Origin of the sequence: Eisenbergiella porci, from assembly GCF_009696275.1 — a bacterium.
Taxonomy (GTDB): Bacteria; Bacillota; Clostridia; order Lachnospirales; family Lachnospiraceae; genus Eisenbergiella; species Eisenbergiella porci.
Map to the genome: position 1 here is coordinate 31,446 of NZ_VUMI01000007.1, position 26,363 is coordinate 57,808.

The window sequence follows — 26,363 nt, forward strand, 5'->3', positions numbered from 1 at the left end:
GCATTATTCTATCATAACATGCCCGTTCTTACTATCCTAAATTATTACTGTGCAAAGGAAGGTCAGCTACAGCCATCACCTCCATACTGTTGCTGCCGGTATCCTATCTTCTCAGCCGCCTTCTAGTAAAAGGGACAACAAAATACAATCAGTCCATATTCCCGCAAACTTATTGACACAACCGCCCAAAAAAGATATTTTATAATTATAGCCGCCGGGAATATCTGCCGCCGCCCTGCTTTCTGCAGAACAGGGCATGCAGCAGAGTGATATAATTAAATCCTATATCAGATATAATAATTATTGATTTTACTTATATTAAATTTTGTAATATGATGAATGTAAACGGACCCGAAAAGCGGCCTGAACCACCGTTTTTACAAAAAATAAAACATACAAAGGAGTCTTAAATCATGGAAAAACTTTACACAGGTAAGACAAAAGATGTTTATCAGCTGGAAAACGGCAACGTTCTGCTGAAATTCAAGGATGACTGCACCGGAAAAGACGGAAAATTCGATCCCGGTGAAAACTCTGTAGGCCTGACAATCGAAGGCATCGGCAGAGAGAACCTGAAAACCTCCGTTCACTATTTCGAACTGCTTAAGGCAGCCGGCGTAAAAACCCATTATGTAAGCGCAGATGTGGAAAACGCCACCATGGAAGTTCTTCCTGCAACCGTATTCGGCCATGGCCTGGAAGTAATCTGCCGTCTGGTGGCAACCGGAAGCTTTATCCGCCGTTACGGCGAATATATGGAAGACGGCACCCGCATTGAAGGCGGCTACGTTGAGACTACCTTCAAGGATGACGCAAAGGGCGATCCGCTGGTAACGAAGGATGCACTGGCAGTGCTGGGCGTTATGACTCCCGAAATGTACGACAGCATGAAAGAGCAGACCCTGGCTATCACAAAGGTTGTTGCCGATGATCTTGCGAAGAAGGGCATGGATCTGTATGACATCAAGTTTGAGTTCGGCTATGACAAGAACGGCGAGGTTATCCTGATCGACGAAATCGCCAGCGGCAATATGAGAGTTTACAAGGACGGAAAGATCGTAGATCCCATGGATCTTACCAAGATGATTCTTGCATAATAAGCATCCCTTATCCGTTCTGCAGTACAGTTATCCACACTGTTGCATTTGACAGAAACAGACATAATCCCTTATACTGAAGTTCGTTACAGGCTGCCGTCTGAAAGGATGGCAGCCAAGGAAAACGGCCTGGTATGAGGGATTTTTTTATGATGGCAAATCTGGAATATTATAAAGTATTTTATCATGTGGTCAAATGCGGCTCGGTCACCCAGGCCGCCGGAGCGCTGTCGCTCTCCCAGCCTGCGGTGAGCCAGAGCCTGAAGCAGCTGGAGACTGCGCTGGGCGTGGTACTCGTTAAACGCACCTCCCACGGCATCACCCCCACAGCGGAAGGGCGGGAGCTTTTTTCCTATGTGGAAAAGGGCTATGAACAGTTCGAGGCGGGGGAAAAACGGATTCTGCAGATGTGCAACCTGGAACGGGGGGAAATCACCATCGGCGCTTCCGATATGACGCTGCGTTTTTTCCTGCTCCCCTATCTGGAACGCTTCCATGAAAAAAATCCGGGAATCAAGGTTTCTGTGACAAATGGGCCGACGCCCGCCACCATGATCCTTCTGCGGGAAGGGAAAATTGACTTCGGCGTAGTGTCCGGGCCGATTCTGCCGGAAGACGGCATCGGCATGCTTCCTGTGAAGGAAATAGAAGATATTTTCGTTATAGGGAAAAATTTTTCCCAGTATGCAGGAAAGACGCATCCCTTAAAGCTTCTGGAGCAGCTCCCGTTAATCACCATGGAGAAGCCCACCAGCACAAGGAAATATGTGCAGAGCTTCCTGGAAGAAAGAGGCGTCCGCATCAATCCGGAATTTGAACTGGCAACCAGCGATATGATCGTTCAGTTTGCGCTGCGCAATCTGGGTGTGGGAAGCGTTGTGCGGGACTTTGCGGCGCAGGAGCTTGCCAGCGGGGAGCTGATGGAACTGAAATTCGAAGAGCCGGTGCCGGTGCGGGATTTTCTTGTGGTGACGGATGAAAGAAGCCGGAAAAGCCTGGCCGCGGCAGCGCTTCTGGAAATGATGAAGGATGCATTGAAACAAGGAGAAATAAAATGATCAAGACAATTATATTTGATATTGGAGGCGTGCTGGCCGGCTTTGACTGGCGCACTTTTTATGAGGGGCAGGGCTTCGGCAGGGAAATGATTGAGCGTCTCGCCGATGCCACGGTCAGAAGCGAGGTCTGGAAGGAATATGACAGGGGCTGCCTGACCGATAAGGAAATCCTGCAGCGTTTCGTTGCAAACGACCCTGAAATTGAAACGGAAATCCGAAAGGCACTGGATGATTTCCATGGCCTGGTAACAAAATATGACTATGCGCTCCCCTGGGTGAAAGAGCTGAAGGCAGAGGGCTTCCAGATTCTGGTTCTCTCCAATTTCTCACAGAAGGCCCTGCGGGAATGCTGGCATGGGCTGGATTTTCTGCCCTATGTGGACGGCGGCATCCTTTCCTTTCAGGATAAGCTCATCAAGCCCATGCCGGAAATCTATCATCTGATTCTGGACCGGTATCACTTAACCCCCCGGAAATGCGTTTTCATGGATGATACACAGCCTAACGTTGATGCGGCAAGGGCCATCGGGATCCATGCCTTCCGGTTCGAAAACCAGGCGCAGGCTCGGGAGGAACTTAAGAAACTGGGCGTGGGGGCCGGCTGAAGCACTTATCTTTTTAACCCTAAATACCCTTCTGTCTGTCAAAAACACAAAGGAGATTTTCCTATATGATAAATCCGGTAAAAGTGATCGTCGTCGGCATGGGCGCACGGGCAATGATTTATGCAGGGGAGGCCTTATCGCATCCTGAGCTTTTTACCATCGCCGGCATTGTTGACATCAATCAGGAAAGGGTACTTGCGGCGCAGCAGCTTTTTCATGTTCCCGACAGCCATTGCTTCAGGACGGTGGAAGAGCTTACCGCTGTCCCCAAATGCTTTTATCCAAATGCAGCCACGATCTGGATATCATGGCCTGGCTGATGAAGGGAAATCTCCCGAAGACCGTGGCCAGCGTCGGTTCCGTCTTTCAGTTTATCCCGGAAATGGCCCCTGAAAATGCCGGTACCCATTGTCTAAACAACTGTCCTGCCGAACGAAGCTGTGCATATTCCGCCAAAAGGCTTTATATCGAAAATCCCCAGCGGTGGGCAAATAACATCTGGCATGACAGCGGGGTTTCTCAGCCCACGGCGGAGGAAAAAATAAGGCTGCTGTCCGAAGCCGATAACCCCTACAGCCGCTGTGTCTACCGCTGCGGGCTGAAAATCGTTGATCATCAGTCCATCCTGATAGCATTTTCCGACGGGGCAACCGGCACCTTCTCCATGAACGGCGGGGCGGCGGCTTCCGGCAGGAATATCCATATTACCGGCACAAAGGGCGAGATTATCGGCAATTTTGAAAGCCAGCAGTTTTCGGTGCGCCTCATAAAGCCGGAGCATCCGGGAGGGCAGCTCAGCCGCATCGTCGATGTCTCCGCCGATCAGCTCGGCAATCCTCACGGAAATGGGGATCAGGCCGTCGTACAGGACTTTTTCTCTTTGCTGCGCGGCGAAGCTGCCTCTTTCTGCTGCACCACCCTGGCAGACTCCATGGTGGGACACAGGCTGGTCTTTCTTGCGGAAGAATCACGGGAAAAAGGAGGGGAATCAGTGAGGTACTGACTGCGTTCCTCCTGATTCCCCAATTCACTTACTGCTGCATTACCAATTCCACGATGAATTCTTAGCCGCCCTACCACTCGGCAATGGAACCGTCCGCATGTCTCCATACAGGATTTTTCCAGTTATGGGGCGTGCGGTTTTCTTCCTCCACCAGCTCCTTATTTACCTCCACACCAAGGCCCGGCTTCCGGGGCAGCTTTACAAAACCGTCCGTAAACTCAAAATCCTCCCGGTTATTCACGTAATCCAGGACACTTTTCCCCACATTGTAATGAATGCCGATGCTCTGCTCCTGAATCACCGCATTATAACAGGTGGCATCCACATTCAGGCAGGCGGCCAGGGCTATCGGTCCCAAAGGGCAGTGGGGCGCGAGGGCCACATCGTACGCCTCCGCCATTGACGCGATTTTTTTCACCTCCGTAATGCCGCCGGCATGGGACAGGTCAGTCTGGATAATATCCACGCCGCCCGCATGCAGAAGGCGTTTGAAATCCCATCGGGAATACAGGCGCTCCCCTGTGGCAATGGGGAGCCATGGGCTTATGCACGCGTCCGTGGAAATCTATGGCAATCCCGAACGCCCTGCCGCAGGACTCCCTGATCACCGTCACCCGCTCCAATACGGCGTCAATTTTGTCATAGGAATCAATCATCTGCAGCTCTTCCGTTGCGTTCATCTTAACCGCGGTAAAGCCTTCCTCCAGCTTTTCCCTGGCGGCCCTGCCCACATCCGAAGGACGATCTCCGCCAACCTAGGAATACACCCGCATTTTATCCCTGCAGGCCCCGCCCATCAGCTCATATACCGGCGCCTGAAACAGCTTTTCCTTAATATCCTACAGCGCCGATTGCCACATACTCCGTATTGTCAAAAGGCCCTTTCAGAAGCTTCACATAGCCGGCTGACATCCCCCGCGCCCCGCTTTCCACCGCCTTTTCCGCGGCTTCCGCCGTCAGCACGGTTCCAGCCCCAACCAGAATTTTCTTTCCAAAGCTGTTTCGGATCAGGCGGATCTGCTCCAGTGCGTGCGGCGTATTCATCGCCATTTCAAAAAAACGGACGCCTCCCCTTATGACCGCCCCTACATAATCCTCCGTCCGCTCCAGCGGCACATTGCGCATAATAGCCAGCAATGGGTTTTCCTGTACGGTTTCCCGCATATTCATAGCTTATTGCTCCCCCTTCCCCAATGACTCCGGATGCCGCCATGCCCTACGGAAAAGGCAATTGCTGTCCCCCGGCAGCTGTTAGGCATCCGCATAAAACCAACTACTCATTATCATATTACTACTTTTATGCCCGGCATAGAAGGGATTATATTGTTGGATTTTCCCGGACAAATTTTTGTGTAGTGAAACAGGAAACAGTATGGTACGGCCTCCTTGATTGACGCAATTTTCTTCTCTTCCCCGCTCGTTTCATTCAGATATTTGATTTCACCGCTAAAAGGGTTTTCAATCCTGATGAAAAGCCCGCCTTTGCCGTACTCAATGTCCATCTTGATTGTTTTTTCATTTACTCTGGCAACGGCCACCGGCGGCTGAAAGCAGCGACACAGCCTCCCCGCAGGCCGTCCCTACCACCGAAGCCACGGCAGAGGATGCATCGCAGCAAGTGCACGATGATGGCGGCGGTGAAAAAAATGGAGCAATTAGTGAAGGAGCAGAAAACAATGGGCAGGAAATCACTGTGCCCGAAAACAGGGAAGCAGGGAATGATGCAGCGGGAAATAACGAAGTGGAAAACCCGGAATTGATTTTTATCGGCGGGAAAGTAAGAAGTGTTTCCCAGGATTCTTTTGTTCTCAGCCGCACGTTATATGAGGACTCCACGGATGGGCAGGGAGCGGTTATTGTAATGCCGGAGGCCGGAAGCCCGGAGGAAGAATTAGTGACCGTCCGGTGCCTGGATTCAACAGTATTCATGCGATGGACAATTAAGGGCGGCGGTGAGGACATTAAAGAAGAGGAAGCAGCTTTTTCTGAGCTTCAGGACGGGACCGGCCTGGAAGCGCAGGGGTACTTTGACGGAGATGAGTTTATCGCAGAGAAAGTGATCATCGAAGTTTATGAATAAGGCAGGAAAATGCAGTAAAAACCGTTGCGGCATACCTTTTGGTGTATGCCGCAACGGATGATTATCCCTCTATGCTATCGGTAATACTTCAAAATCCAGCGTCCCCACCGCGGTGCCGTTCACAATCAGCGTAACCGAATGGAAGCCGGGATAATGGTTTCTGGTGCTTACTTCTGCAAAGGAATGTTTTTTCGTGTAGCTCCTCTTCTCGTTTTCCTGTAAGGTTATCTCGGATATCTGGAATATTTTGCGGCTCAGCGTACCGTTTGCCTTTACATAATCAATCCCGTATTCCAGACGTATTCTGGCTGCCTTTTTTGCCACGACTGTAAAGGAAAAAGCCAGATTTCCCCCGATAACCACACACTCATCCTCCAGTGCAAAGCCGGTAACCTTCACACAGCCGGCATCCGCAAAACCAAAGATATCCAGCACATCCCTGTTTCCCTTTTTCAGAAGCGTCCTGCAGCCGTGCTTCACAATCCAATCCGTATACTCATTTCCCCCGTACCAGTCCTTTGCCGTTTTTATGACCAGTCCAGGATGTGTTTTGGAGATATCATTCAGGTTATTGGCCACGCTTTTGCGGACATACGGCGACGGATCGGCTTTCAGCCGCTCCAGAATGCCAAGAACCGGCGACGGGTCTTTTTTAAAGCTGGTCAGGGCCTGTCCCCAGGGCAGCTGCGGCCGGCAGCCCTCGCTGGAAAGACGCCGGACATGCTCATTGCCATGCCCGGCCCAGACGGCCATCTGCCGCATCATACGCGCTTCATGCTTTATGATAAATGGCCTCACTGCAAATTCAGAAGATGATAATGTGGTAAATCTTTCCAGAGCAGCCATGGACAAATCCCAATAGCGCTCTTCCTGTCCGTAGACCTCAACAAAATCCGGGAAATACATGAAAGCAAAGTCGTTATACCCTTCAGGATAACCTTCCACTACCTTATTGAGGATGCCAATCGCCTGTTTATAATCGTCCGGCAGATATCTGCCCAAATTCACAGAGATTTGCCGCATACGGGCTTTCAGCTCTAACGCTTCCCATGTCTCGTTGATAACAGCCTTTACAAAATCCTCCTCCCGAAATGAAGGATATACGGCCTTTACACGCAAAGCCAGCTCTTGGAGAGATTCGTAATTATACCTGTTTTTCAGTAGTTCCGGCATATTGCCCCCTTTACAAATGTCTATGCAGCCCTGCCCTTTTTCAGCCTATGCTGTTCGGATCATAGTCAACGCCATTATATCTGTTCTCCATGGAATACAGCGATTTATCCGCCGTTTCCTCATAGGGAATTACTTCCGTCCGGGCCTCCCACCAGGTCTCATGGGATATCGATTCCCGTTCTCCCGGGACGGCTTCCACGGCAAACCTGTAGGATGCCAGGCCGTGCTGATTTCCCGGTTCGATCACATCCCCGTACCAGTGACCGATGGCCCGGGAGGGATCCATGGAATAGAACATCTTCACGGTACAGTCCGTCAGCTCCAGCGCCGCCTGAATGCCGACAGTCCGTCAAACAGACATTCACATACATGTCCCACCAGGCTTAAATTACTACAGTTCAATGTATCCAGCCGCTTATCATCTTCCACCACCATTAATCTTGCAGCGCAAAATAGTCAAAAGCTAAATCAGCACACCCTTTCAATAAAAGTTTATCATAATCATAGCAGGGATAAAGCCGCAGAGACTTACTCTTATCAATAAACAAACGGCTGCGATACTCATTTTCTATATAAGCCGCCATCTCGTCAAAAAGATCTACACCCCTTCCCCCCAGATAGAACACAGACGGATCAAACAAAGCATCCAAAATGGAAAATAATCTGCCCAGAACTCTTCCTTTCTCCTCCAGAACCTGCATTGCATGTACATTTTTGTTTTCCGCCTCAAGGCAGAAATCCTTCCATGATACATTTCTATTTGCAATTTCTTCAAAATCATTTAAAAAACCATTAAGCGATAGCTCAGTTTCTACACAACCGCGCTTGCCGCATTTGCATAACAGCCCTTTACTTCCAATTGGCATATGGCTGATTTCACCACCCTGATTATGGCTCCCGGTTAACAAACTGCCATTACAAATAATACCTATTCCCAGGCCCTCATCCACATGCAGGTAAATGGTATCCTGCAGAAGGGTGTCCCTGTTTTCCTGTGTTGCCAAAGCCAATGCCAGTATATTTGACTCATTCGCTCCGGTAACCGGATATTTGATTCTATGCTGCAGTTCAGTAACCACCGGCTTGTCTTCAAGAAAGGCAATGGTAGAATTCAATAAGATTCCTTTATCCATATCAACAATGCCAGGAAGAGCAACCCCTACACCCAGGATTTCTCCCTGAAAGTCCGGCTCCCCTTCCAGGCATCTGCTAATGCCGGCTTCACAGGCCTCCATCATTCCGGACATGCTGTTATCCTTAACGGAAACAAAGAAAGATTTTACGATTTCCTTCTCAAAGGAAATCAATGCCGCTTCCACCTGGAATTCATCAATGATTCTTAATGCAAGATAATACTTGCGGTTATTTTTGATTGTAAGAAGTCCTGCATTCCTCCCACCACTTGATTTTTGATAGGAGGAAACCAATATAAAACCATCCTCAATCAGCTGATTGCTCAAATTGGATACCGTTGCCGGGCTAAGATCCGTTTTCATAGCGATTTCCTTTTTCGTAACGCAATCATGCATCATTAAATAATTCAGAATTTTCTTTTTATTGTTATGCCGTATCTGGGCCGCACTGTTAATTATGTTGTCCATATTTTACCAACCTTCCCTTTTATAACAGTTTTACCATATCCGGCCTTTCTTCGCAAGCATCCCTGCGCTTTGCACTGATGTTCTTTACACAGGCGTTCTGCGCAGCCTGATGGTCTTAATTTCAAAAGGCAAAAACTTCAGATGCAGCAGTTCTCCGTCATTTACAAGCGTTGTCCCGCCTGACTCACGAAGGTCAATGCCTGGCTGTCCGGCCGGAGATTTAAGGAGGCCAGATCCCTTCCGCTTACCCGGATCCGGCTTCCGTCCAGCCCTTCATCCCAAAACAGATCATATCTTTTGTTTCCGCCGAACCGGTTGGCGTATAAATCCTTCATGCCAAACTGCTTCATGATCTGGGGAATCTGCGCATTTAATCCAAACGTATCCACCAGCCACCCGCTCTGCGGCCTGACACCCAGATTCTTTTCCAGCCATTCCAGCCCCATGCCCTGATTATGCACCAGACATTGCCGTTGGGAAAATTCGTTTCCGCGGTGGTTGCCATCCCTCCCATGAATTCCAGATGTCCCTCAGCAAGAAGCTCCTTCACCTTACGGAATAAATCCGGCCTTCTTTTTTCCAGCTTCCGGTAATGCGCGGTCTGCTCCAGCGCAAATGTAAGCTCCCTGTTTCTCTCCAGCGCCCCCGTTATCCGCTCCAGAAGGATATCAATCATTTCCTCCTGGGCTTCCTCTCTCATAACGAAAGCCATATCAATATGGCTCACCCCGACTACATAATGCTGTGTTTTATCCATTTTTCACTCCACCTCCATGACTTTGCTTCCCCACCGGAAAACCCCTGCCGGTATTTTTTTCTCCTCCGCCAGCTCATTGGCCAGCAGCTGGACCGGCAATATCTGCAGGACCGGGCTGGCATACTCCTTTATCTCCCCAAGCATCACCGGAAGTACATTCTCCTGTTCCAAAACAGCAGAACCGTAGGCTCCCCCATCCGTTATCAGGATGACCTTCCCTCCCTTTGCCGCAATATCCGCAGCCATCTGCAGGCTCAGCTTCTGCGTTCTGCCTGACGGCGCGAATACAATACCGTAAAAATCCTCCTGCACCATTTCCATGGGGCCATGCCGGAACTCCGCGCTGTCAAAATCCAGCGCCGGGAACTTCACCACCTCACGGAAAAATAAAGCCCCCGCTCTTACCGAAGACAGGGAATCCCCTCTTCCAATCAAACAGATATATTTCATGTCCCGGCAGAAGTCCGCCAGTCTGTCCGTTTCCTCCTGCCAGGCCGCCAGGTAACCGCCGATTCGGGAAACCGTTTTGTCATACTCCGCCAGAATCGGAGACAGCTCCTCTCCGGCCACTGCCGCCGCAATCAGCTGTGTCACTATCAGTGAACTCAGATAGGTGCGGGTTGTCACCGATATCTCATCCGCGACATACAGCGGAAAGCAAATGCGGCCCCTTCTTCCCAGCGTGCTTTCCGGGTGATTGGTTACGGCGATCAGGAAGATATCATCCCCCGCCAGCTCCAGCAGATGCTTTGTTTCAGCGCTCTCCCCGGACTGTGATATCAGACAGAGCACCGTATCCTTCTCCAGGCATTCTTTTTCATAATAAATCAGCTCTCCTGTGGAAATCACCTGGCTGCTGATCCCATGCTGCTGCAGCCTGACTGCTGCGCCGTAAGCACAGAAATGAGAGCTGCCCATACCGCTGAAAATAATTTTTCTGCCCTTTAATTCTCTTAACCGCAACAATTTTTCCAGTTCCTGTCCGCTGCGGTAATGTGCCATCATTTTCTGGAGCTCCGCCTTCTGTGACAGAATATCCTCAAGATAAAATTTTTCAGTCATTGTTTTTCCTCTCATCTATAAAATGATAATGCTTCCGGATATAGTCTGCAAGCGCTGCTCTGTCCGGTGTCTTTCCGGTGCTGATATAACAGGAAGCCGTCGCCTGCCCCAGGACCAGGTTTTCATAAAGGCTTCTGTTCTCCAGGATTCCCAGGCAGAAGCCCGCGTTAAAATGGTCTCCCGCGCCGGTAGTCTGCACTGGGTTTTCCACATGCATTCCCGCATATTCCTCCACCAGCCCGTCCGCAAAGCCGAATACCCTATGATTTGTATGGATTACCAGACGGTTCAGATGAAGCGCTTTCCTTATTTTTTCTCCGGTCTCCTCCATACTTTCCTCTCCGCCGCAAAACTGATCCCCGATTTTTCCCGCCTCGTTTTCATTCATACCCACGGTAACGCGGAAATCCCCTGCCAGACGGCGGATGAGCGCAAAAAGCCGCTCCATATCCCCTTCCGGCCTGGCGGACGGATCCGCCAGATCCAAAAAGATATCCTTTTTTCTTTTCAGCTCTGCCTTCATGGGAAACAGCATTTCCTCCGCCATGCCTTCCATGATTTCATTCATCCGGTACATTCCGCCCCAGTTCACCATGCCAATCAGGCTGCTGTCCTCCACCAGTGAGGAAAGCCGACCGGCTCCTGTCTTTTCCCGGATTTCCTCCCAACCGGTATGGCTTCCCTGCAGGTTTCCCAGCATAATCTTGCCGTCCCGGAATTCCAGGGCGATTGTCCGGCTCGCTTTCCCTGTACTGATTCTCTTACAGCAAGGATGCATTTTGGCAAACGGGCTGTCCCCGTCGTCCGTATCCAGTTGGCCGATGCAGGTGGTCCGGTAATTTAAGGAAGCCAGTGTATTTGCCAGGATCGGGGCATTTCCCCCGAACTTTATCTTGTGGGGACAGATCTCCAAATCCGCGCTCTTTCCTGAAGCCCACAGAATGCGTCTGCCGAAATCCTCAATTTTATCGTATGCCGTATACTCCTCGGGTCCCATTCTCTTCTGCACCACCGAATAAAGCTCATCTATATATCCGTCAAAGCCGATCAGACAGCTTCTGTCCGGCTTCTTTTTTCCCTCTATTGCATCCGCCAATGCTTTCATTTTCATCGTATCATTTTCATATGCCATCTCTTAATCAGCCTTTCACCGCCCCTATCATGACGCCCTTTACAAAATATTTCTGTAAAAACGGATAGACAAGCATAATAGGAATTACCGTAACCATCGTCATGGCCGCCTTGAGTACCTCAGGAGTAAGCGATACCGCCCGTTTGGCCAGCTTCATGTCGTTAATAAAGTTCGTCTGCTGTTCCATCAGCATATGCGCAAGCAGGCTGGAAAGAGTATCCCAGGCATTTCCCCTGATATACATTACCGTATCAAACCAGCTGTTCCACTGCCACACCGCATTGAACAGCCCTATCGTCGCAATCACAGGCATGGACAAAGGGACATAAATCTTGAAAAAAATCTGCAGTTCATTCGCACCGTCGAGAATTGCCGATTCCTCCAACGCCTTGGGCAGGCTATCGAAAAAGGTTCTGATAATGATGATGTTATATGCCCACACCAGATTTGGGATTATGTAAACTGCAAAGCTGTTCGTAAGGTGCAGGGCCTTATAGGTGAGAAAGGTGGGGATCAGCCCCGCGCCAATATACATGGGAAGCAGAAACACGATAAGATAAAACCGCCTGCCCATGAGTTCCCTTCTTGTCAGACAATAGGCCACCAGCCCTGTAAGAACCAGAGAAGAAAAGGTCCCTGCCACAGTTCTGGCAACGGAAACCAGGCTCGCTCTCAACAGGCTCTGCTCCTGAAGTATGATCTTATAATTTTCCAGCGTAACCTTCCGGGGCCATAATCCGATTCCGCCTTTTAACGCATCCAAACCGTCATTGAACGATAACGCGATGAGGTGTGGTATAGGTAACGCCTTCCACGCCTGCGCCGATGATGGTACTTCCTTCCTCCGTTGCACAGTAGTTCAGGAATTTCATAACGCCTTCCGGATCCTTGCAGTCCTTTGTTATCATCAGATTCGGACCTTCCGCCGCCGCATAGCCGTTAATCAGGACATTTTTAATTTCTTCCGACTCCACCAGATAGAAATATACGAATCTTGTTTCATCATTTTCCGCTGCCAGAGCTGCGTTTGCCGCATCCAACCCGGATACACTGCTCAGTGTGCTGAATACCTTCCCCTGCGCCAGCAGAGCCTGGTTTTCCTCTTCCTTAAAAGCCGTTACGCCGTCCGGCGCATATCCATCCCTGCAGAATTCATTCAGGAAGGTAATAATCTCAGGCATATATTTGCTGCCAAATACACTGACCGCCTTGCCGTCCTCATAGACATTGTAGGTACTGTCAGGCAGTCTCACGCACTGTAAGCCCTTCGCCTTGAGCAGTACTTCAATCGCCTGTTCCGTGGAAAGCAGCGCCGGATATACCTCCGGATATTTTTCTTTCACCTGTGCGAGCAAACCCATATATTCATCCACCGTAATAAAGGACTGCATGGGTTCTTCCCTGTCGAGCTTGTCATACCCCAGCTCCTTCAGCATGTCATAACGGATTTGTACCGTGTTTATCGTAAGGTTCAGCGCATATCTGGGATCGTTCCAGACAAAGCAGCCAACGCCGTACATGGAGCCGTCACGTTCCCGCCATTCGGGAAAAACGAATCCCAGGTTCTTCTTCATGTCCGGCGCGCATTTTTCAATCAGATCGTCCAGCGCAATCACATAGCCGTCCCTGATCATCTGTGTCCGCGTCTCACCGTCTGCCACGATCAGATCCGGCAGATCCCCTGACGCCAGCATGACATTAATCTCTGAATTCACATCGCTTGATTTCACCAGCTCCACATCCAGGCTGATCCCCGTTTTCTTTTCCAGCTCCTGCAGGACCACATCTTTATTCCCTGCATCAAACATTGTGGCGGTCCAGGCATTGCCTATGTAAAGGGAATAGCTTTGATCCGGCTGCTGCGCACCGTCCCCTCCGTCTTCTTTTGCGCCGCAGCCGGCAAGCAGTGATGCCGCCAGAATGGCTGCCATAGCCAGTGATACTTTTTTCTTTCCTCTCATTTGTTTCCCTTCGTTTAATATTTATTATAAATATTAATTTAAGTGTTGTAATAAGTATTGCACAATATGATCCGGATGTCAACAAAAACAGCTGAAATTAAACAAAAAGTTTAATTTCAGCTGCTTCTTCCGAACAGGGAACCCTCTTTATAACCGTATGAGTAATATATACCTCATACTGGATGTATTAAATAATTTAATCACACAACTGTAAAAATTCTGCCATTGTCATAATATCCGGCATATCAACTTCCTTAACCAGAAAGTCCTTATCACCGGTCAGGAAAATATCTACACTTTCCATGATCGCCGTTGCAAGAATAGGGGCATCCTTCGCATCACGCATTTCCGGAAATTCGTCTAAGTCTAACGTTTTCGGCGTATAGACAAGTTCAAAAGGTAGTTCCAGAAAAAATCTGTCTATAAATTTTCTCTTCCCCGGAAACTTGCGTTCTACCACAAGACGCAGTTCTTCAATTACATAATCACAAACGACAATCTGGTGATTATCCGTCAGCCGTTAATCCCCCCTCACTTCTTTCCTGATTTCCTTCATATAAGCCTGCATTTCTTCCTCATTTTGAAAGCCTGCTTTTTTAGCTTCGTCCGCAAAAGCATTCTCAACATGTTTAAATGCCAACATTGCAGAGTTTTCAAAATAAAACCTGCCGTTTTCTTCCAAAATGACAATCTTATCACCTGTTTTCAGTTTCAATTTATTCCTTACGGATACTGGTATCGTAATCTGTCCTTTGCTTGAAATTTTTGCTACTTCCATCTTCATCATCCTTTCACATATCTTGAAATTCTTTACTTTCTTTACATATTTATTATATGTAATTTTCTGAATAATATCAACCCGGAAGTAAAAATAAGCAAAGAAACTGTAACAGTTCAGCCTTTGGCCGAACTGTTACTGCATCCGCCCATGATAAGCCGCCTTTGGCGAGGGGCGGATGCCTGCTGGCATCACGTTTTCTCACGGTTTGCGCAGTGAATGCGCAAACCTGCCTGAACTGTTACAAGAAACTCTCTAACTGCTACTCTTCACTCTTCTCAACCTGATAGCGGTAAAGCGCATAACAAAACGCTCCCGGCAGCGTAAATGCCGCCCGCCCTTCCCCGTCCACCTGTACCGAACGCTGCCCGGCAGCTCCCAGAATGCCTTCCAGCTTCAGCCTGCAGTCCGCCAGCCCGCGCAGCTGACAGCGGTGGGTTTCCTCACTGCCGTTTTCCCGGATAAGCAGCAGATATCCCTTATCCTCTGTTTTCACAGACTGGAATCCCGTCCATGCCGTGCCGTCCGGTTCCTCTCCGATGGGAAGGACATAGCCTGCTAAAAGGTCAGCCTGCACCTGCCTGTACCGTGGAACAATTCTCTCCAGCACCTTTGCCTCTGTCTCATTAAGACCTGTCAGCTCCATCCAGGCGAGCGGATTGGCGCACATCGTCACCGCAAAGGAATATTCCATACCGCATACAGCAGGCGCCAGCGGATCGCCCTCATACAGCTCCTGATTGCGGGCTACATTTAAGAACTCCATCTGCAGGCGGCTGGCCGGCATGTACTCCGACAGCATCCACAGATTCCGCAGCGTCCGGTAAGGATAATAATTGGGCCATTTCCCGAAATTTCCGGTGAAACGATTCTCCACAAACAGGGAACCGTAATGGATTCGGCCATAATAGCCGCTTCGGGTTTCCGCCGTCACATCCATATTGAAGAACACGTTGCCACCCGTTTCCGTCAGCACCTGCTGTATCAGCTTTGTGAGATTCTCTTCCGATACCTTGGAGGTCAGCTTCACGCCATCCATCTTAAAAGCCGCAATCCCATACCGGCGGTGCAGCCCTATCAATGTCTCGCTGTCTTTTTTCCAATTGGCAAACTCATGGGAGGAATCCGGAGAAAACCACAGTCCCAGATGCACGCCTTTGCTTTTGGCAAAGGCCGCAACCGGCTCCAAACCGTTGGGGAAACGAAGGGGATTTACCTCCCAGAAATCCGCATTTGCCGCATAATAGCCATTCCAGACGCCGCCCGGGTTTACGGAATTGGCGCTGGTCCCGTTCTGCCAGCCGTCGTCGATCTGATACAGCGTAATCCCAAGCCTTCCCGCCTGTTCCAATTCCTCCAGCAAAAACTGTTCACTGAGCCTTCCATCGCAGGACTGATCCCCCCCAGGTATTGGACATCACAAAAGCATCCTTCTGCTGGGAAAGCGAATGCAGCGCCCTGTGGTAATCCTGCAGCGCCAGACTCGCATTCCCTCTTTCGCCATCCCAGAAAACCACGCTGCTTCCATAAGCGGTCAGTATGCCGACCCTGCTGCACTCTGTCCGGTCAAACCCCCAGCCTACCGGAAAAACACTGTTTCCCTTCACATAGAAATCGGCTTTGACCTTTCCCTGATAAGCCAGTGGCGTGGGGCCCTCCTTGATAAAAATCAGCCCCTCTTTATCCAGCGGATCCTCGGCAAACAACAAATTTCCGTTAATATACCGGCTTTCCCTGCGGTTAAAAATTCCGTGGTCAGTATGTACCAGATTATCATAATCATCCGTTCTGTCCACAAAGGAAACACTCTTCCATTTACAGTGCAGCGGCGCCAGCGGAAATGCATCCTGGTAGTCTCCCTGCGGCTCCAGTGCGTAAAACTGCGTCCCCGCAGCGGTCAGCATCTCTCTTTTCTCCCCTGGGTTTTCCTCTGTCAGCGCACACTGCTCCTCCTGTTCTTTCGTTCCCAGGCCATCCTTCCATACCACCTGCAGGCAGGAACGCAGGATTGCTGTCTGCGGATAAATCCTGTGAATCCACCGAAGCTGACAGTCCGCGTATTCCAGCACCACCGCCGCCTTTAAATGCTCCCTCCCGATTCCGCAGTCATCATCGCTGCCAGCCTCCATCCTGAGGCTGCGCGGCTTCCCTGACAGAAAATCTTCATGGAAAAAGCCATCCTTTTCCTTCCGGGCGCAGAGCCAGTCCGCATCTTTGCCGCAGTCCAGCCACTCCTTTCCCGTTTTTTTATTTTTCAGGGAGCAGACCGCCGGGATCTCCCCCTCCATGCGCCAGCTTCTTTCCACAACAGCGTTTCCAATCCGCAAGCTTCCGTTTTCCAGTACCGCATAACAGTCCTGGAAAGAATATGATGTTTTTTCCATTCTCGTCTCCTTTTCTTGTCACCGCGTTTTATCAGCCGGGTATGGTTCTGTTGTATAAAAATTCGGCATATTTCCGGTAATCGTCAGCATTCCCAGTAAGACCAGCGTATCCTGGAAATAATCGCCGGGCCATTCCAGCATCGGTTCCTGCCTGCTTAAGTAGTCATAAGACCTGTCCAGCAATTCCCGGGTGGACTCATCCACCATCGCCGCAGGAGCCAGCATCGCGGCTATATTGCGGGGAGAACATTTTTCCGACACCGGCATGCCTGAGAGCAAAAACCGTTCGCTCACCCGGTCGAAGTCCCAGTTAAGGCTCTCCATATACCGGGAAAACCATACCGCATTCCGGTGCGGATAGTCATGGGCCAGCCCCGTTTCATCCGTTCCGTACCACAGGTAATCCAGCGCTGTCCGCCACGGGACCCGGCAGGAATCATAGCTGAATACATAGGGCTTGCCGCCCCCCGGCCCGAAGGTATCCAGATGAAATACGAACGGGGCCAGCGCCGTATCCGGATTCAGCTTATAAAAATAAGCGAACAGACGGTATGCCGCATCCCTGACCTCTTTCCAGCCGGCATCCCCTGTTATCTCTGCAAACAACCGCGCATATGCCGGAATCTGATAGGAGGACATGGTATAATCCCAGGAGAGCCCCTCCGGATTTTCCAGCTGCGCCCTGGCAATCAGATATTGGGGCTTGTTTACCGTATAAGCCATCAGATTGCCAACCAGTGTCTTTCCTTCCTCCAGATAGCAGATCTCTCCCTCACTTCCCCATTGCCTGTGTGCCGCCAAAAGGGCAAAGGCAACGTCAAGATCCCCGTCCGGCGCCACATATTCGCTCAGATCCTTTCCCGTCCGATCCGCCTCCCATCTCATCAGGCCGCATTCCGGCAGGCTATGATTTTTATAGTAACGGAAAATGCTGTCGAACTCCTCATGGGCATGATTTTGGGCATTCGCCATATATACGGATAAAAGCATGCCGTAGCCGGTGCCCTCCGAGCAGGTTCCGAACTGATAGCAGTTTCCGCCGGATACCCGCAGCTCCCCTTCCCGGCAGCCTTCTGTTGTCAGATAAAGCGCCTTCCAGCTTTCATATAAATGCTGCAGATCCCGGTTCATTTTTTCCCGGCTCCGGTTCGGCAAAAATCCCTGTTTATATCCTCCCCTGTGCGGGAAGGGATAATTTTCCCTTCTCCCTGTCATCACAAAATCCCTCCTTGCAGAAAGAACCGAAAGCAAATCTCTTCACCTTCGGTTCCTTTCCTATTTACTGTGCTGCGAAATATTCTTCCAGCTGTCTGTTGACTTCATCAATGATCTTATCGACTCCTGCTTCCTTTACCTTTTCCCTCAGCTCGGGCAGCGCTGTTTCCGGATCCGATACGCCAAAATCCAGAGGCAGCTTGTACTCTGTAAGCACATTCGCAACTGCCGCGCATTCCGCCGCCACAGCAGAATCATCAAAAACAAAGGCGGTCAGCGGGGAGTATACGGCATTGCTTTCATAGCTGTCAAATTCATCCAATACCTTCTGCTCATCCGCTGCATTCTTGAACATAAACTTTTCCACCTGGGTTCCCATGCCGAGATTGCGCAGCGCCAGTGTGGACGGATCTACGCCCTCCGGAGTTGTTTTACAGCCGTTTTCATCTACAACATAGGTCTTTCCTTCAATGCCGTATTGCATTGCCCGGAATACTTCTTCGTCCTGATTGATCAGTTCAAGATATGCCATTGCCCGTTCCGGATGTTTGGAATTAACGCCGATAGCCATACCGTTATTGGTCGGGGATACTTTTATATAGGAGCCTGCGTCAAAATTCTTAAAGTCCAGTTCCCAGTCAGGGTTGTTTGCCTTTATCTTCTGGTACATCTGCAGCATATTGGACTTATTTCCGATTGTAATTGCGGATTGTCCGGCTTCAAATGCTTCCGCCAGCATTCTTGTCTCCGAAAGCACATTTCTGGACCAGTAGCCCTTCAGGTAATATTCACGGTTTCTCTTTACATAGGCTTCGTATTCCGGTGTATCCAGGAGATTGAATGCCTTGCTTCCTGCTTCATCCTTACATATAACAACACCGCCTGCCGCCGTGCTGCTTTTTCCTGCGGTCATCTGGCCCCAGTCATTTTCAGTCATCAGCAGCATGTTCAGGAAAATCTGAGGACCGGTTGCCAGCGGAAGCATATCCGGCTCATTCTCCTTGATTGCATCCATATAAACTGCCAGGGAATCCCAGTCTGTAATCTCCGGAACATTATATTTCTTCCGCAAATCCTCTCTCCAGAGCGTCACATAGGTGGTGTAATCCGTGGTCGGGGAAGGCACCATATAAAGCTTGCCCTCCACCAGAGCCGTATCAAGCGCGCCGCTTTCCTTGAATTCCGCATAGGTCTTGGGCGCATATTTGGGCATCAGCTCAGAAAGCTCCAAAAAGGGCCCTTTGAGCGCTTCTGACGTGTAGTTCATCCAGTTCGCCACGTATACCAGATCATACGCTTCGCCGCTGGCATAGATTAACGGCATCTTTTCCTTATACTCACCCCAGGATACCATGACCGGTTTGATGGTTGCATTGATTTTTTCTTTCAGCATTGCATTGAGGTTATCCAGCGCTTCATCTGCATAGATACCGCCTTCATCACCTATACAGTACATTAACAGCTCCACTTCCTCATCAAAGTTTGTCCCTTCTGCTGCCGTACTGCTTTCTGCCGCACCGCTTTCTGCTGTTGTCCCGGCTGCTGCCGTATCCGCTTTTTCCTCCGATGCTGCTGCGCTGCCGCATCCAGCGAGCATTGATGCACACAGGGATAATGCGGTCAGCATTCCTAACCATTTTTTGCCTTTCATTTTCATACCTCCATTTGTTATTTAAGCCGATAAGAGGATCGCTCTCTTTGCTTACTACTATAAGTAAAAATTTATTGTAAATCCAGTCAAATTAAGATACATCCCGGCATTCTTCCGGTTTTATAGTATCAGCCTTTGACCGCTCCTACCGTAATTCCCTTTACAAAGTACCTCTGTACAAAGGGATATAAAAGAAGAATCGGACCGGTGGTCACCACTGCCATTGCCATACGGAAGGTTTCCGCCGGCAGGTCCACCATGGCTACGCCGCTCTGCATCGCCGCATCCTTGAGCACCTGGATATTGGAAAACATCTGGTATAACAGATACTGGAGAGGATATAATTTGGAGCTGTTGATATACAGCTTGGCATTTGCCCAGTTATTCCAGTATCCCAACGCAATGAAAAGCCCGATGGTTGCAAGCCCCGCTTTGGAAAGCGGCAGGTAAAGCCGGGTAAAAATCACGAAATCGTTAGCGCCGTCCAGCTTTGCCGATTCCATAATGGAATCCGGGATATCCGTCATGAAATTACGCATCATAAAAATGTTCCAGGCTCCCAAAAGCCCCGGAAGAATCAAAGCCCAGAGGGTATCCTTTAGCTGCAGTCCGTTAACGATTAACAGATAGCCGGGAAGAAGTCCGCCGCTGAAGATGGACGGGAAATAAAAGAACATGGCAATCTGGTTCCTGTATTTAAAATCCTTACGCATGAGCACAAAGGCTGCCATTGTGGTAAGAAACAGGCTGAGCCCTGTCCCCGCCGTCGTGATCAGAATGGTTATGCCATAGGACCTGAAAATCTTTTCCGGGACTTTAAATACCATCCTGTAGGATTCCATGGAAAATTCCTTTGGCCAGAAAGCAAAGCCGTTTCTTATAACCTCACTTTCCGCGGTAAATGAACCGATAACAATCAGCCAGAAGGGGATGAAGCAAATAATTGCTGTCAGGATGGAAATGACATATGCAAAAATTTTTACCCCATATTCACTTTTATATGTTTTCATAGACGCCTCCTTTTAAAATAATGCATAGTCCGGGTTCAGCTTTTTCACCACATAATTGACTGTCACAATCAGCACAAATCCGAAGAAGGACTGATACAGACCCGCCGCCGTCGCAAGACCGGGATCAAAGCTTGTTGTTGTCATACGGAACACGTAGGTATCGATAATATCCGTCACCGGATACAGAGTTCCGTTCGCACCGATAATCTGGTAGAAAAGCTCAAACTGCCCTTTCATGATTTTCCCGACACCAAACAGGGTCAGTATAATCATGGTAGGCTTCAGCAGCGGCAGCGTGATATAACGGATCTGCTGGAACCGGGTCGCCCCGTCCACACGGGCCGCTTCATAAAATTCACTGCTGATTCCTGTAATGGTCGCCATATAAACCACAACACCATAGCCCAGTCCCTTCCATATATGGAAAAACAACAGGATAAAAATCCAGGCATACATATTGCTATAGGTATCATATCTCTCCATTCCCAGAGACATCAGGATATTGTTCAGCGTACCGCGCTCATAATTGAAGATATTGTACACAAACGCTCCCAGCAAAACGGCAGATACAAAATAAGGTAAAAACATCAGGGTCTGTGACAGCTTCTTGCAGATTTTGCTTCCTATTTCATTTAGCAGGATTGCAATTCCCACCTGCGTAACCAAATCCAGTATAATAAATGCAATATTATATAGAATTGTATTCCTGGTCACCCGCCACAGGGTTCCGGACTTATAAAGATATTCGAAATTCGCCCAGCCGACCCAGGGGCTGCCAAAAATTCCCTGCCCGTAGTTGTAATCCTTAAAGGCGAGCATGATGCCGCCCATAGGCACATAGCAGAAAATAATGAAAAAAACGATAGCAGGCAGCAGCATCAGAAATAACAGTTTTCTTCTGCGTACCTCTTTTAAAATATTTTTCACGGGGTTTTGTCCTGGCTGCGTGCCGGAATAGGCTGCAGCCTTTGCTTTTTGCTTTTTCTCCATAATACAGGTTCCTTTCTCTGAAAATCTGAAATTTATCCGGCAGCATGTGTTTTCATCCATGTCTGTCCTATCTGCCCAAATCTTAGCATCCTCCTCTTTCCCCGTGTAGTCAAAATGGGCGATACTGCCCGGATTACGGATTTTTATAATCCCATGGGAAGCGTATCTTTTCTATAATTTTTCTATAATATGTGTACATTTTGCCTTTACCTCAGATTTAGGCTGTACTTTGATTCCTGTCTCTTCTATAATAGGGGCATCAGCAGGCTATGGATTCCTTTTGAAAAGAAGCATTTCCACCGCCTGCCGGCATCCGTATCGGATGATCTTTTTCGGAAAATATGAAGTCTTCTGCGCCGGTCCATCAATGGCCGGGGACAAACACTATCACAAGAAGGAGGTACCCTATGAGTATCAAATTCGGAAAAGACGATTGGGACAGAATCAAAGAAACCTACGACAGCTGGTGGAACCGGACACTGGAACGTCCTGCCATCAAGCTGACGCTCCAGCAGGAAGCTCCCTGTACAAGCAGCATTCCCCTGCTTAGTCAGGCAAACTGCCACCGGCTGGACATCAGCCCGGAGGATGTGGTTGAACGCATCAACGCTCATTTAGAGCAGCAGGAATATCTGGGGGATGCCTTCCCCATGGTAAACTTCGACGTTTTCGGTCCCGGCGTCCTGGCTGCCTTCCTGGGGGCGACACTGGATAATTCCTCCGGCAATGTCTGGTTCCACCCCACAGAAGAGCTGGAGCTTAGCGAAATGCATTTTGAATATCAGCCGGATAACCTCTGGTTCAACCGAATCAAAGATATTTACGGCGCCGGCATCAGGAAATGGAAGGGGAATGTCCTGATGGGCATGCCTGACCTGGGCGGCATTATGGACATTGTCGCCACGCTGCGCGGCTCGGAAAACCTTCTCTATGATCTGTATGACGAGCCGGAGGAGGTAAAACGCGTCAGCCGGGAAATCCAGGAGCTGTGGCTGCGTTATTACAAAGAGCTGAATGAAATCCTGCAGCCGGTAAATCCCGGCTATTCCGACTGGTCCGGCCTTTATTGCAGCGAACCCTCCTATGTGGTACAGTGTGATTTTTCCTATATGATCAGCCCCGACATGTTCCGGGAATTTGTTGCCGATGATCTGACACAGCTGTGTACGCTCCTTCCTCACACGCTTTATCATCTGGACGGCAAGGGCGAACTGCCCCATCTTCCTCAGATTGCTGCAATCCGGCAGCTGGATGCGATCCAGTGGTGTCCCGGAGACGGAGCCCCACGCACCATGGAATGGCCGGAGGTATACCGGCAGATCCGCCAGGCCGGTAAAAATATCCATGTGTTAGGCGCGCGAAAGGACTTTGATTCGATTGCCAAAGACATCGGCACAAAGGGACTGTACCTGAACCTGAGCGCCCCTGCCTCAGCGAAGGACGAATATGTTTCCTTCTTAAACAAGTATTTACTGTAATCCACGGCTGTCCCAATATTAAGGGAACAAAAAATAACGGTCACACAAGAGCAACTACGCTCCTATGTGACCGTTTTTTTATCCTGGCTATGCAATGGGAATCAGGCTTCTCTCTGCAATCAGAACCGGGGCATCATAAACCGGAATCCTCCGGAACCTGTCAATTGTCCCCTCCCGGCTCCACTGTGCTGCGGGGAGCTCATACACGCCGCCGGTAATCATGTCCACCAATACCGGATCCTCGAATCCGCCGCCTGCAAACGCGAAATCCAGGAAGGTCATTTCACAGTCGTCACCCGGAATCGCATCATCCTTCCAGATTGTGTAAACCCTTTTCTTTGTTTCCCGATGCCGGTATCCATACACTGCAATACTTCTGTCCGTGCTAATCCAGTATCTGTTGCCGTCGCCCTCCGCAAGGCTGTGCGTATAGGAAGCATCCTTTATCCGCTCAAGCGTATTGTCAAAAACAGCCGTCACATTCTGCACTGCATAATAGGCCAGCTTGCATCCGGTTACTTTGTTCCCAGCATCCGTTTTCAAAAGTCCCTTTGCATTTTTCTTCTGGACCGGGCCATTTCCGGTGTACTGCATTTCTGCAATGCTGAAAACGCTGCACTGGATATCATTCCCAAGGTTCTCAAGCATTCTTCTCACGTCCCATTTGGCCTGGGACAGTTCCGACCAGTTATAATCCGCCAGGGCGCCCCCTGCATTGCCTTCGGAAGGCGCGCCGTTTTCTCCCTGCCTCAGGATTAGGCCCGGCGCATATTTTTCCACGATCTGTCTCATTTTATATACTGCCAGCTTATTTCCGTCAGGATTATAAGAATAATCATGATAGGTTACATTATGGAACAGGCCGCAGGCATCATGCCCGTGCAGATACCGGAAGAAACGCTCCACGTAGTCGATATCGATGTGGCCCAGCGCCAGCGCCGAAATTCTTGCCCCGGGCTGAATCTCTTTGATAATCCGGGCCGTCCGGATGTTGAAGTCCGCGGTAATTTCAGGCGTATTGACCTTGTTGTCGCCAAAATTGGGTTCGTTCCATACTTCCCAGTCAAATACCTTATCCGCATATCTGGCAGCCATTTTACCGACCCATCTTTCATAGGCTGCCAGTCCGGTTTCGGACAGCGGCATGCCCGCGCCCAGATTTTCCCCGCCTGCGCCGGGATATACCGGATTCCCATATCCGGTCTGCAGCCAGGGCTTCAACCCTCTGCCAACCGACTCCTCAATGATGTGATCCAGCCACCTCCAGTCGTAGACTCCCTGCTCTTTTTCTGTTTTTGCCCAGCCGCCCTGAAAGCGCAGATATTTTATTCCCAGAGGACGCAGATATTCCTTATATTGATCAAAATCCGCATAATCGCGGTCCAGCGTTTCACAACCCAAAAACCAGTTGGAGTCTTCTATTTCCGCGGCGTTTCTTGGCGCTACCGCCCCCAGCCGTTTTAAGGGAAATACGATTTTAGTTGTCACTTTTTTTCCTCCTCTTTCACTCCATCCCAAGCCCTTCCAGCAGCCCCTTCAGATAGCCGATGGCATACAGCCTGCCCAGCGCCGTGTAGCCGGAGTTTTCCTTTTCCCCTGCCATCGTGGGGACATGGTCCACCCGGATCGGCACGTCAATGCCGCACTTTTTATACAGCGCGAGCATCTCTCCCATTCTGATGTCGCCGTTATCATGGAAGGTTTCATGGAAATGGTACTTATTGCCCGTTGCATTTCTGAAATGGATGAAAAAAATCTTCTCTTTCATTTCAGGGATGACGGAAAACAGGTCTTCCCCCATCATTTGATAGCAGGCCTGGCACATGGTAATGCCAAGGAAATCACTGTTCCCGATTTCGATAGCCTTTTTGATATTTTCATGGCTGATCATAATCCTGGATACCTTTCCCAGCCTGGGGACCGGCGGGTCGTCCGGATGGAGTGCCAGCCGGATACCATACCGCTCAGCATAGGGCAGCACTGCCTTAACAAAACAGGTATAATTTTCCCAGAGCTGCTCCTGCGTGATTTCCATACCGCTGTCCTGGCAGGCAGCCGCATCAAAGCCGGTTACCAGGGCGCCGCCTCTTTCCTCTATGTTATAATCGGTGCGGTACCATCCCACATGGGCCATGAAATTAAGGCAGATGGTACGGATATCCAGGCGGTCCATGATGGGCAGCATCCGGATGACTTTTTCAATCGATTCGTCCCGTTTTTCATCTCCCGCCTTGATATGGTCATGCAGCGCATTCGGCATCGGCTCCACCACTATCGGTTTGATCCCAAAATCCGTAAATTCTTTATAAACACTCTGCCAATGGGACAAATCGCAGATATCAAACGCCGGATCCTCCGGCAGGCGGATGACACCGTGCCCTACGCCGCATTGCTTTGCATAATCCCAGGTCAGATCCCTTTTGCTCCTCAGATAGTCTGTAATAATCATCGTAACCTCTCCTGCCTCAGATGCCGCTGTGCGCCAGGAAACCGCCGTCAACCGGCACTGTAATCCCTGTTACAAAACCGGCCTTTTCATCATCCAGCAGCCAGGACACGCAGCCCCACAGCTCCTTCGCCTCGCCAAAACGTCCCATCGGCGTATGGTTCATAATATTTTCCCCTCTTTTGCTCAGATTGCCGTCGGCTGCAAAGAGGATTTTCCTGCTTCTGTCATTGACAAAAAATCCCGGCGCCACCGCATTGACCCGGATTCCCGCCGGCGCCAGATAGGTGGCAAGCCACTGTGTGAAGTTGACCACGGCGGCCTTGCTCATAGCGTAGGCCGGAACACGGGTGAGCGGACGGGTGCTGTTCATGGATGCAAAATTCAGGATACTGCCCCTTCCCGCTCTTGCCATCTGTCTGGCAAACGCCCTGGCTGGAATCACCGTTCCCAGGGTATTGATTTTGACAACGCTTTCAAAAACCCCCATATCCAGGTCAAAAAATCCCACCATATCCTCCGGCTTGTTCTCCTGCAGCTCCTCCGGCTCATAGGTAAAATTCGTGGTAATTGCCTTATTGTTATTTCCCCCCGCCCCGTTAATCAGATAGCGGCAGGGACCACAGGTCCTTTCCACCTCATCCGCCAGCGCTTCCATGGCGGCTTCGTCCGTCACATCCGCGGTGCGGACCATACAGGCTCCGCCTGCCGCAAGGATTTGTGCTTCCACTTTTTTAAGCTTCTCCTCCGTCCGGCCTACCAGCACTGTTTTCGCGCCTTCCGCCGCCAGCTTTACTGCAATTTCCGAGCAGAGCACGCCTCCCGCCCCTGTAATCACCGCTGTCTGATCCTGAAATAAATGACTCATTTGAATTTCCTCCC

General features: G+C 49.9%; 28 protein-coding genes and 1 pseudogene. 7 read left to right on the forward strand and 22 right to left on the reverse strand.

Going from position 1 to position 26,363, the window contains the following annotated elements; all coding sequences use genetic code 11:
- Positions 1-413: 413 nt before the first annotated feature.
- From FYJ45_RS05930 to FYJ45_RS05950, 5 genes are all read left to right on the forward strand, one after another.
- Positions 414-1,097, forward strand: coding sequence for a phosphoribosylaminoimidazolesuccinocarboxamide synthase (locus FYJ45_RS05930; protein WP_021638005.1), 684 nt, complete (start codon positions 414-416; stop codon positions 1,095-1,097).
- Positions 1,098-1,231: 134 nt separating this feature from the next.
- On the forward strand, positions 1,232-2,155 hold the full coding sequence (locus FYJ45_RS05935; protein ID WP_330588560.1) for a LysR family transcriptional regulator: 924 nt from the start codon (positions 1,232-1,234) through the stop codon (positions 2,153-2,155).
- Entirely contained in the window at positions 2,152-2,760 is a 609-nt protein-coding gene (locus FYJ45_RS05940; protein WP_154463868.1) for an HAD family hydrolase, read from the forward strand. Before FYJ45_RS05935 ends, FYJ45_RS05940 begins: the two co-directional genes overlap by 4 nt.
- A 65-nt stretch (positions 2,761-2,825) precedes the next feature.
- Positions 2,826-3,080, forward strand: a complete 255-nt coding sequence (locus FYJ45_RS05945; RefSeq protein WP_154463869.1) for a Gfo/Idh/MocA family oxidoreductase — start codon at positions 2,826-2,828, stop codon at positions 3,078-3,080.
- Positions 3,032-3,763 carry a Gfo/Idh/MocA family oxidoreductase gene (locus tag FYJ45_RS05950; protein WP_154463870.1) on the forward strand — a complete coding sequence of 244 codons (732 nt, stop codon included), beginning with the start codon at positions 3,032-3,034 and terminating at the stop codon, positions 3,761-3,763. The genes FYJ45_RS05945 and FYJ45_RS05950 overlap by 49 nt, the downstream gene beginning before the upstream one ends.
- 70 nt (positions 3,764-3,833) lie before the next feature.
- Here the strand turns inward: FYJ45_RS05950 and FYJ45_RS05955 are convergent.
- Positions 3,834-4,443: pseudogene (locus FYJ45_RS05955) on the reverse strand (enolase C-terminal domain-like protein).
- A gap of 151 nt (positions 4,444-4,594) precedes the next feature.
- Positions 4,595-4,933 carry a beta/alpha barrel domain-containing protein gene (locus FYJ45_RS05960; protein WP_154463871.1) on the reverse strand — a complete coding sequence of 113 codons (339 nt, stop codon included), beginning with the start codon at positions 4,931-4,933 and terminating at the stop codon, positions 4,595-4,597.
- Positions 4,934-5,381: 448 nt separating this feature from the next.
- Here FYJ45_RS05960 and FYJ45_RS05965 point away from each other — a divergent pair, with 448 nt between their 5' ends.
- A complete protein-coding gene (locus FYJ45_RS05965) occupies positions 5,382-5,843 on the forward strand; it encodes a hypothetical protein (protein WP_154463872.1) in 462 nt (153 codons plus the stop codon).
- A 69-nt stretch (positions 5,844-5,912) separates the two neighbouring features.
- On the opposite strand, the gene FYJ45_RS05970 is transcribed toward FYJ45_RS05965, so the two are convergent.
- From FYJ45_RS05970 to FYJ45_RS06045, 17 genes are all read right to left on the reverse strand, one after another.
- Positions 5,913-7,016 (reverse strand): DNA alkylation repair protein, encoded by a 1,104-nt coding sequence (locus tag FYJ45_RS05970; protein WP_154463873.1) that lies wholly within the window; start codon positions 7,014-7,016, stop codon positions 5,913-5,915.
- Positions 7,017-7,056: 40 nt separating this feature from the next.
- Positions 7,057-7,320, reverse strand: a complete 264-nt coding sequence (locus FYJ45_RS05975) for a hypothetical protein (protein WP_154463874.1) — start codon at positions 7,318-7,320, stop codon at positions 7,057-7,059.
- Between the two features lie 130 nt (positions 7,321-7,450).
- The gene (locus FYJ45_RS05980; RefSeq protein ID WP_154463875.1) at positions 7,451-8,617 is read right to left on the reverse strand and encodes an ROK family transcriptional regulator; all 1,167 of its coding nucleotides are present in this window, start codon (positions 8,615-8,617) and stop codon (positions 7,451-7,453) included.
- Between the two features lie 161 nt (positions 8,618-8,778).
- Complete coding sequence (locus FYJ45_RS31360) at positions 8,779-9,063, reverse strand: glycoside hydrolase family 38 N-terminal domain-containing protein (RefSeq protein WP_154463876.1); 285 nt, start codon at positions 9,061-9,063, stop codon at positions 8,779-8,781.
- Complete coding sequence (locus tag FYJ45_RS31365) at positions 8,988-9,374, reverse strand: glycoside hydrolase family 38 N-terminal domain-containing protein (protein WP_154463877.1); 387 nt, start codon at positions 9,372-9,374, stop codon at positions 8,988-8,990. The genes FYJ45_RS31360 and FYJ45_RS31365 overlap by 76 nt, the downstream gene beginning before the upstream one ends.
- Before the next feature lie 3 nt (positions 9,375-9,377).
- Positions 9,378-10,436, reverse strand: a complete 1,059-nt coding sequence (locus FYJ45_RS05995; RefSeq protein WP_195841686.1) for an SIS domain-containing protein — start codon at positions 10,434-10,436, stop codon at positions 9,378-9,380.
- Positions 10,429-11,568, reverse strand: coding sequence for a carbohydrate kinase family protein (locus FYJ45_RS06000; RefSeq protein WP_154463879.1), 1,140 nt, complete (start codon positions 11,566-11,568; stop codon positions 10,429-10,431). Before FYJ45_RS06000 ends, FYJ45_RS05995 begins: the two co-directional genes overlap by 8 nt.
- Positions 11,569-11,575: 7 nt before the next feature.
- Entirely contained in the window at positions 11,576-12,244 is a 669-nt protein-coding gene (locus FYJ45_RS06005) for a carbohydrate ABC transporter permease (RefSeq protein WP_154463880.1), read from the reverse strand.
- A gap of 91 nt (positions 12,245-12,335) precedes the next feature.
- Entirely contained in the window at positions 12,336-13,529 is a 1,194-nt protein-coding gene (locus FYJ45_RS06010; RefSeq protein WP_154463881.1) for an extracellular solute-binding protein, read from the reverse strand.
- 196 nt (positions 13,530-13,725) lie between these two features.
- Complete coding sequence (locus FYJ45_RS06015) at positions 13,726-13,989, reverse strand: hypothetical protein (RefSeq protein ID WP_408609488.1); 264 nt, start codon at positions 13,987-13,989, stop codon at positions 13,726-13,728.
- Between the two features lie 60 nt (positions 13,990-14,049).
- A complete protein-coding gene (locus FYJ45_RS06020; protein WP_102289420.1) occupies positions 14,050-14,307 on the reverse strand; it encodes an AbrB/MazE/SpoVT family DNA-binding domain-containing protein in 258 nt (85 codons plus the stop codon).
- Between the two features lie 262 nt (positions 14,308-14,569).
- On the reverse strand, positions 14,570-15,670 hold the full coding sequence (locus FYJ45_RS30040) for an alpha-amylase family protein (RefSeq protein WP_207708393.1): 1,101 nt from the start codon (positions 15,668-15,670) through the stop codon (positions 14,570-14,572).
- Positions 15,671-15,677: 7 nt separating this feature from the next.
- Entirely contained in the window at positions 15,678-16,691 is a 1,014-nt protein-coding gene (locus tag FYJ45_RS30045) for a hypothetical protein (RefSeq protein ID WP_207708394.1), read from the reverse strand.
- 18 nt (positions 16,692-16,709) lie between these two features.
- Positions 16,710-17,906 (reverse strand): glycosyl hydrolase family 8, encoded by a 1,197-nt coding sequence (locus FYJ45_RS06030; protein ID WP_195841687.1) that lies wholly within the window; start codon positions 17,904-17,906, stop codon positions 16,710-16,712.
- A gap of 64 nt (positions 17,907-17,970) precedes the next feature.
- Complete coding sequence (locus FYJ45_RS06035; RefSeq protein WP_195841688.1) at positions 17,971-19,557, reverse strand: extracellular solute-binding protein; 1,587 nt, start codon at positions 19,555-19,557, stop codon at positions 17,971-17,973.
- Between the two features lie 128 nt (positions 19,558-19,685).
- Positions 19,686-20,567 carry a carbohydrate ABC transporter permease gene (locus FYJ45_RS06040; RefSeq protein ID WP_154463884.1) on the reverse strand — a complete coding sequence of 294 codons (882 nt, stop codon included), beginning with the start codon at positions 20,565-20,567 and terminating at the stop codon, positions 19,686-19,688.
- 12 nt (positions 20,568-20,579) lie between these two features.
- Entirely contained in the window at positions 20,580-21,557 is a 978-nt protein-coding gene (locus FYJ45_RS06045) for an ABC transporter permease (protein ID WP_081745330.1), read from the reverse strand.
- Between the two features lie 407 nt (positions 21,558-21,964).
- Here FYJ45_RS06045 and FYJ45_RS06050 point away from each other — a divergent pair, with 407 nt between their 5' ends.
- The gene (locus FYJ45_RS06050; protein WP_154463885.1) at positions 21,965-23,035 is read left to right on the forward strand and encodes a uroporphyrinogen decarboxylase/cobalamine-independent methonine synthase family protein; all 1,071 of its coding nucleotides are present in this window, start codon (positions 21,965-21,967) and stop codon (positions 23,033-23,035) included.
- Between the two features lie 87 nt (positions 23,036-23,122).
- Here FYJ45_RS06050 and FYJ45_RS06055 read toward each other — a convergent pair whose 3' ends face one another.
- Genes FYJ45_RS06055 through FYJ45_RS06065 form a run of 3 tightly spaced genes read right to left on the reverse strand, consistent with a single transcriptional unit; the run spans position 23,123 to position 26,349 of the window.
- On the reverse strand, positions 23,123-24,523 hold the full coding sequence (locus tag FYJ45_RS06055) for a hypothetical protein (protein ID WP_207708395.1): 1,401 nt from the start codon (positions 24,521-24,523) through the stop codon (positions 23,123-23,125).
- A 16-nt stretch (positions 24,524-24,539) separates the two neighbouring features.
- A complete protein-coding gene (locus FYJ45_RS06060; protein WP_154463886.1) occupies positions 24,540-25,484 on the reverse strand; it encodes a mannonate dehydratase in 945 nt (314 codons plus the stop codon).
- Between the two features lie 16 nt (positions 25,485-25,500).
- Entirely contained in the window at positions 25,501-26,349 is an 849-nt protein-coding gene (locus FYJ45_RS06065; protein ID WP_102289424.1) for an SDR family NAD(P)-dependent oxidoreductase, read from the reverse strand.
- Positions 26,350-26,363: the final 14 nt, after the last annotated feature.

Bases quoted from the DNA above. Each gene is read 5' to 3' on its own strand.
- FYJ45_RS05930 (WP_021638005.1), top strand. From the start codon at position 414: ATGGAAAAACTTTACACAGGTAAGACAAAAGATGTTTATCAGCTGGAA.
- FYJ45_RS05935 (WP_330588560.1), top strand. From the start codon at position 1,232: ATGAGGGATTTTTTTATGATGGCAAATCTGGAATATTATAAAGTATTT.
- FYJ45_RS05940 (WP_154463868.1), top strand. From the start codon at position 2,152: ATGATCAAGACAATTATATTTGATATTGGAGGCGTGCTGGCCGGCTTT.
- FYJ45_RS05945 (WP_154463869.1), top strand. From the start codon at position 2,826: ATGATAAATCCGGTAAAAGTGATCGTCGTCGGCATGGGCGCACGGGCA.
- FYJ45_RS05950 (WP_154463870.1), top strand. From the start codon at position 3,032: ATGCTTTTATCCAAATGCAGCCACGATCTGGATATCATGGCCTGGCTG.
- FYJ45_RS05960 (WP_154463871.1), bottom strand. From the start codon at position 4,933: ATGAATATGCGGGAAACCGTACAGGAAAACCCATTGCTGGCTATTATG.
- FYJ45_RS05970 (WP_154463873.1), bottom strand. From the start codon at position 7,016: ATGCCGGAACTACTGAAAAACAGGTATAATTACGAATCTCTCCAAGAG.
- FYJ45_RS05980 (WP_154463875.1), bottom strand. From the start codon at position 8,617: ATGGACAACATAATTAACAGTGCGGCCCAGATACGGCATAACAATAAA.
- FYJ45_RS31360 (WP_154463876.1), bottom strand. From the start codon at position 9,063: ATGGGGCTGGAATGGCTGGAAAAGAATCTGGGTGTCAGGCCGCAGAGC.
- FYJ45_RS31365 (WP_154463877.1), bottom strand. From the start codon at position 9,374: ATGGATAAAACACAGCATTATGTAGTCGGGGTGAGCCATATTGATATG.
- FYJ45_RS05995 (WP_195841686.1), bottom strand. From the start codon at position 10,436: ATGACTGAAAAATTTTATCTTGAGGATATTCTGTCACAGAAGGCGGAG.
- FYJ45_RS06000 (WP_154463879.1), bottom strand. From the start codon at position 11,568: ATGGCATATGAAAATGATACGATGAAAATGAAAGCATTGGCGGATGCA.
- FYJ45_RS06010 (WP_154463881.1), bottom strand. From the start codon at position 13,529: ATGAGAGGAAAGAAAAAAGTATCACTGGCTATGGCAGCCATTCTGGCG.
- FYJ45_RS06020 (WP_102289420.1), bottom strand. From the start codon at position 14,307: ATGGAAGTAGCAAAAATTTCAAGCAAAGGACAGATTACGATACCAGTA.
- FYJ45_RS30045 (WP_207708394.1), bottom strand. From the start codon at position 16,691: ATGGAAAAAACATCATATTCTTTCCAGGACTGTTATGCGGTACTGGAA.
- FYJ45_RS06030 (WP_195841687.1), bottom strand. From the start codon at position 17,906: ATGACAGGGAGAAGGGAAAATTATCCCTTCCCGCACAGGGGAGGATAT.
- FYJ45_RS06035 (WP_195841688.1), bottom strand. From the start codon at position 19,557: ATGAAAGGCAAAAAATGGTTAGGAATGCTGACCGCATTATCCCTGTGT.
- FYJ45_RS06040 (WP_154463884.1), bottom strand. From the start codon at position 20,567: ATGAAAACATATAAAAGTGAATATGGGGTAAAAATTTTTGCATATGTC.
- FYJ45_RS06045 (WP_081745330.1), bottom strand. From the start codon at position 21,557: ATGGAGAAAAAGCAAAAAGCAAAGGCTGCAGCCTATTCCGGCACGCAG.
- FYJ45_RS06050 (WP_154463885.1), top strand. From the start codon at position 21,965: ATGAGTATCAAATTCGGAAAAGACGATTGGGACAGAATCAAAGAAACC.
- FYJ45_RS06060 (WP_154463886.1), bottom strand. From the start codon at position 25,484: ATGATTATTACAGACTATCTGAGGAGCAAAAGGGATCTGACCTGGGAT.
- FYJ45_RS06065 (WP_102289424.1), bottom strand. From the start codon at position 26,349: ATGAGTCATTTATTTCAGGATCAGACAGCGGTGATTACAGGGGCGGGA.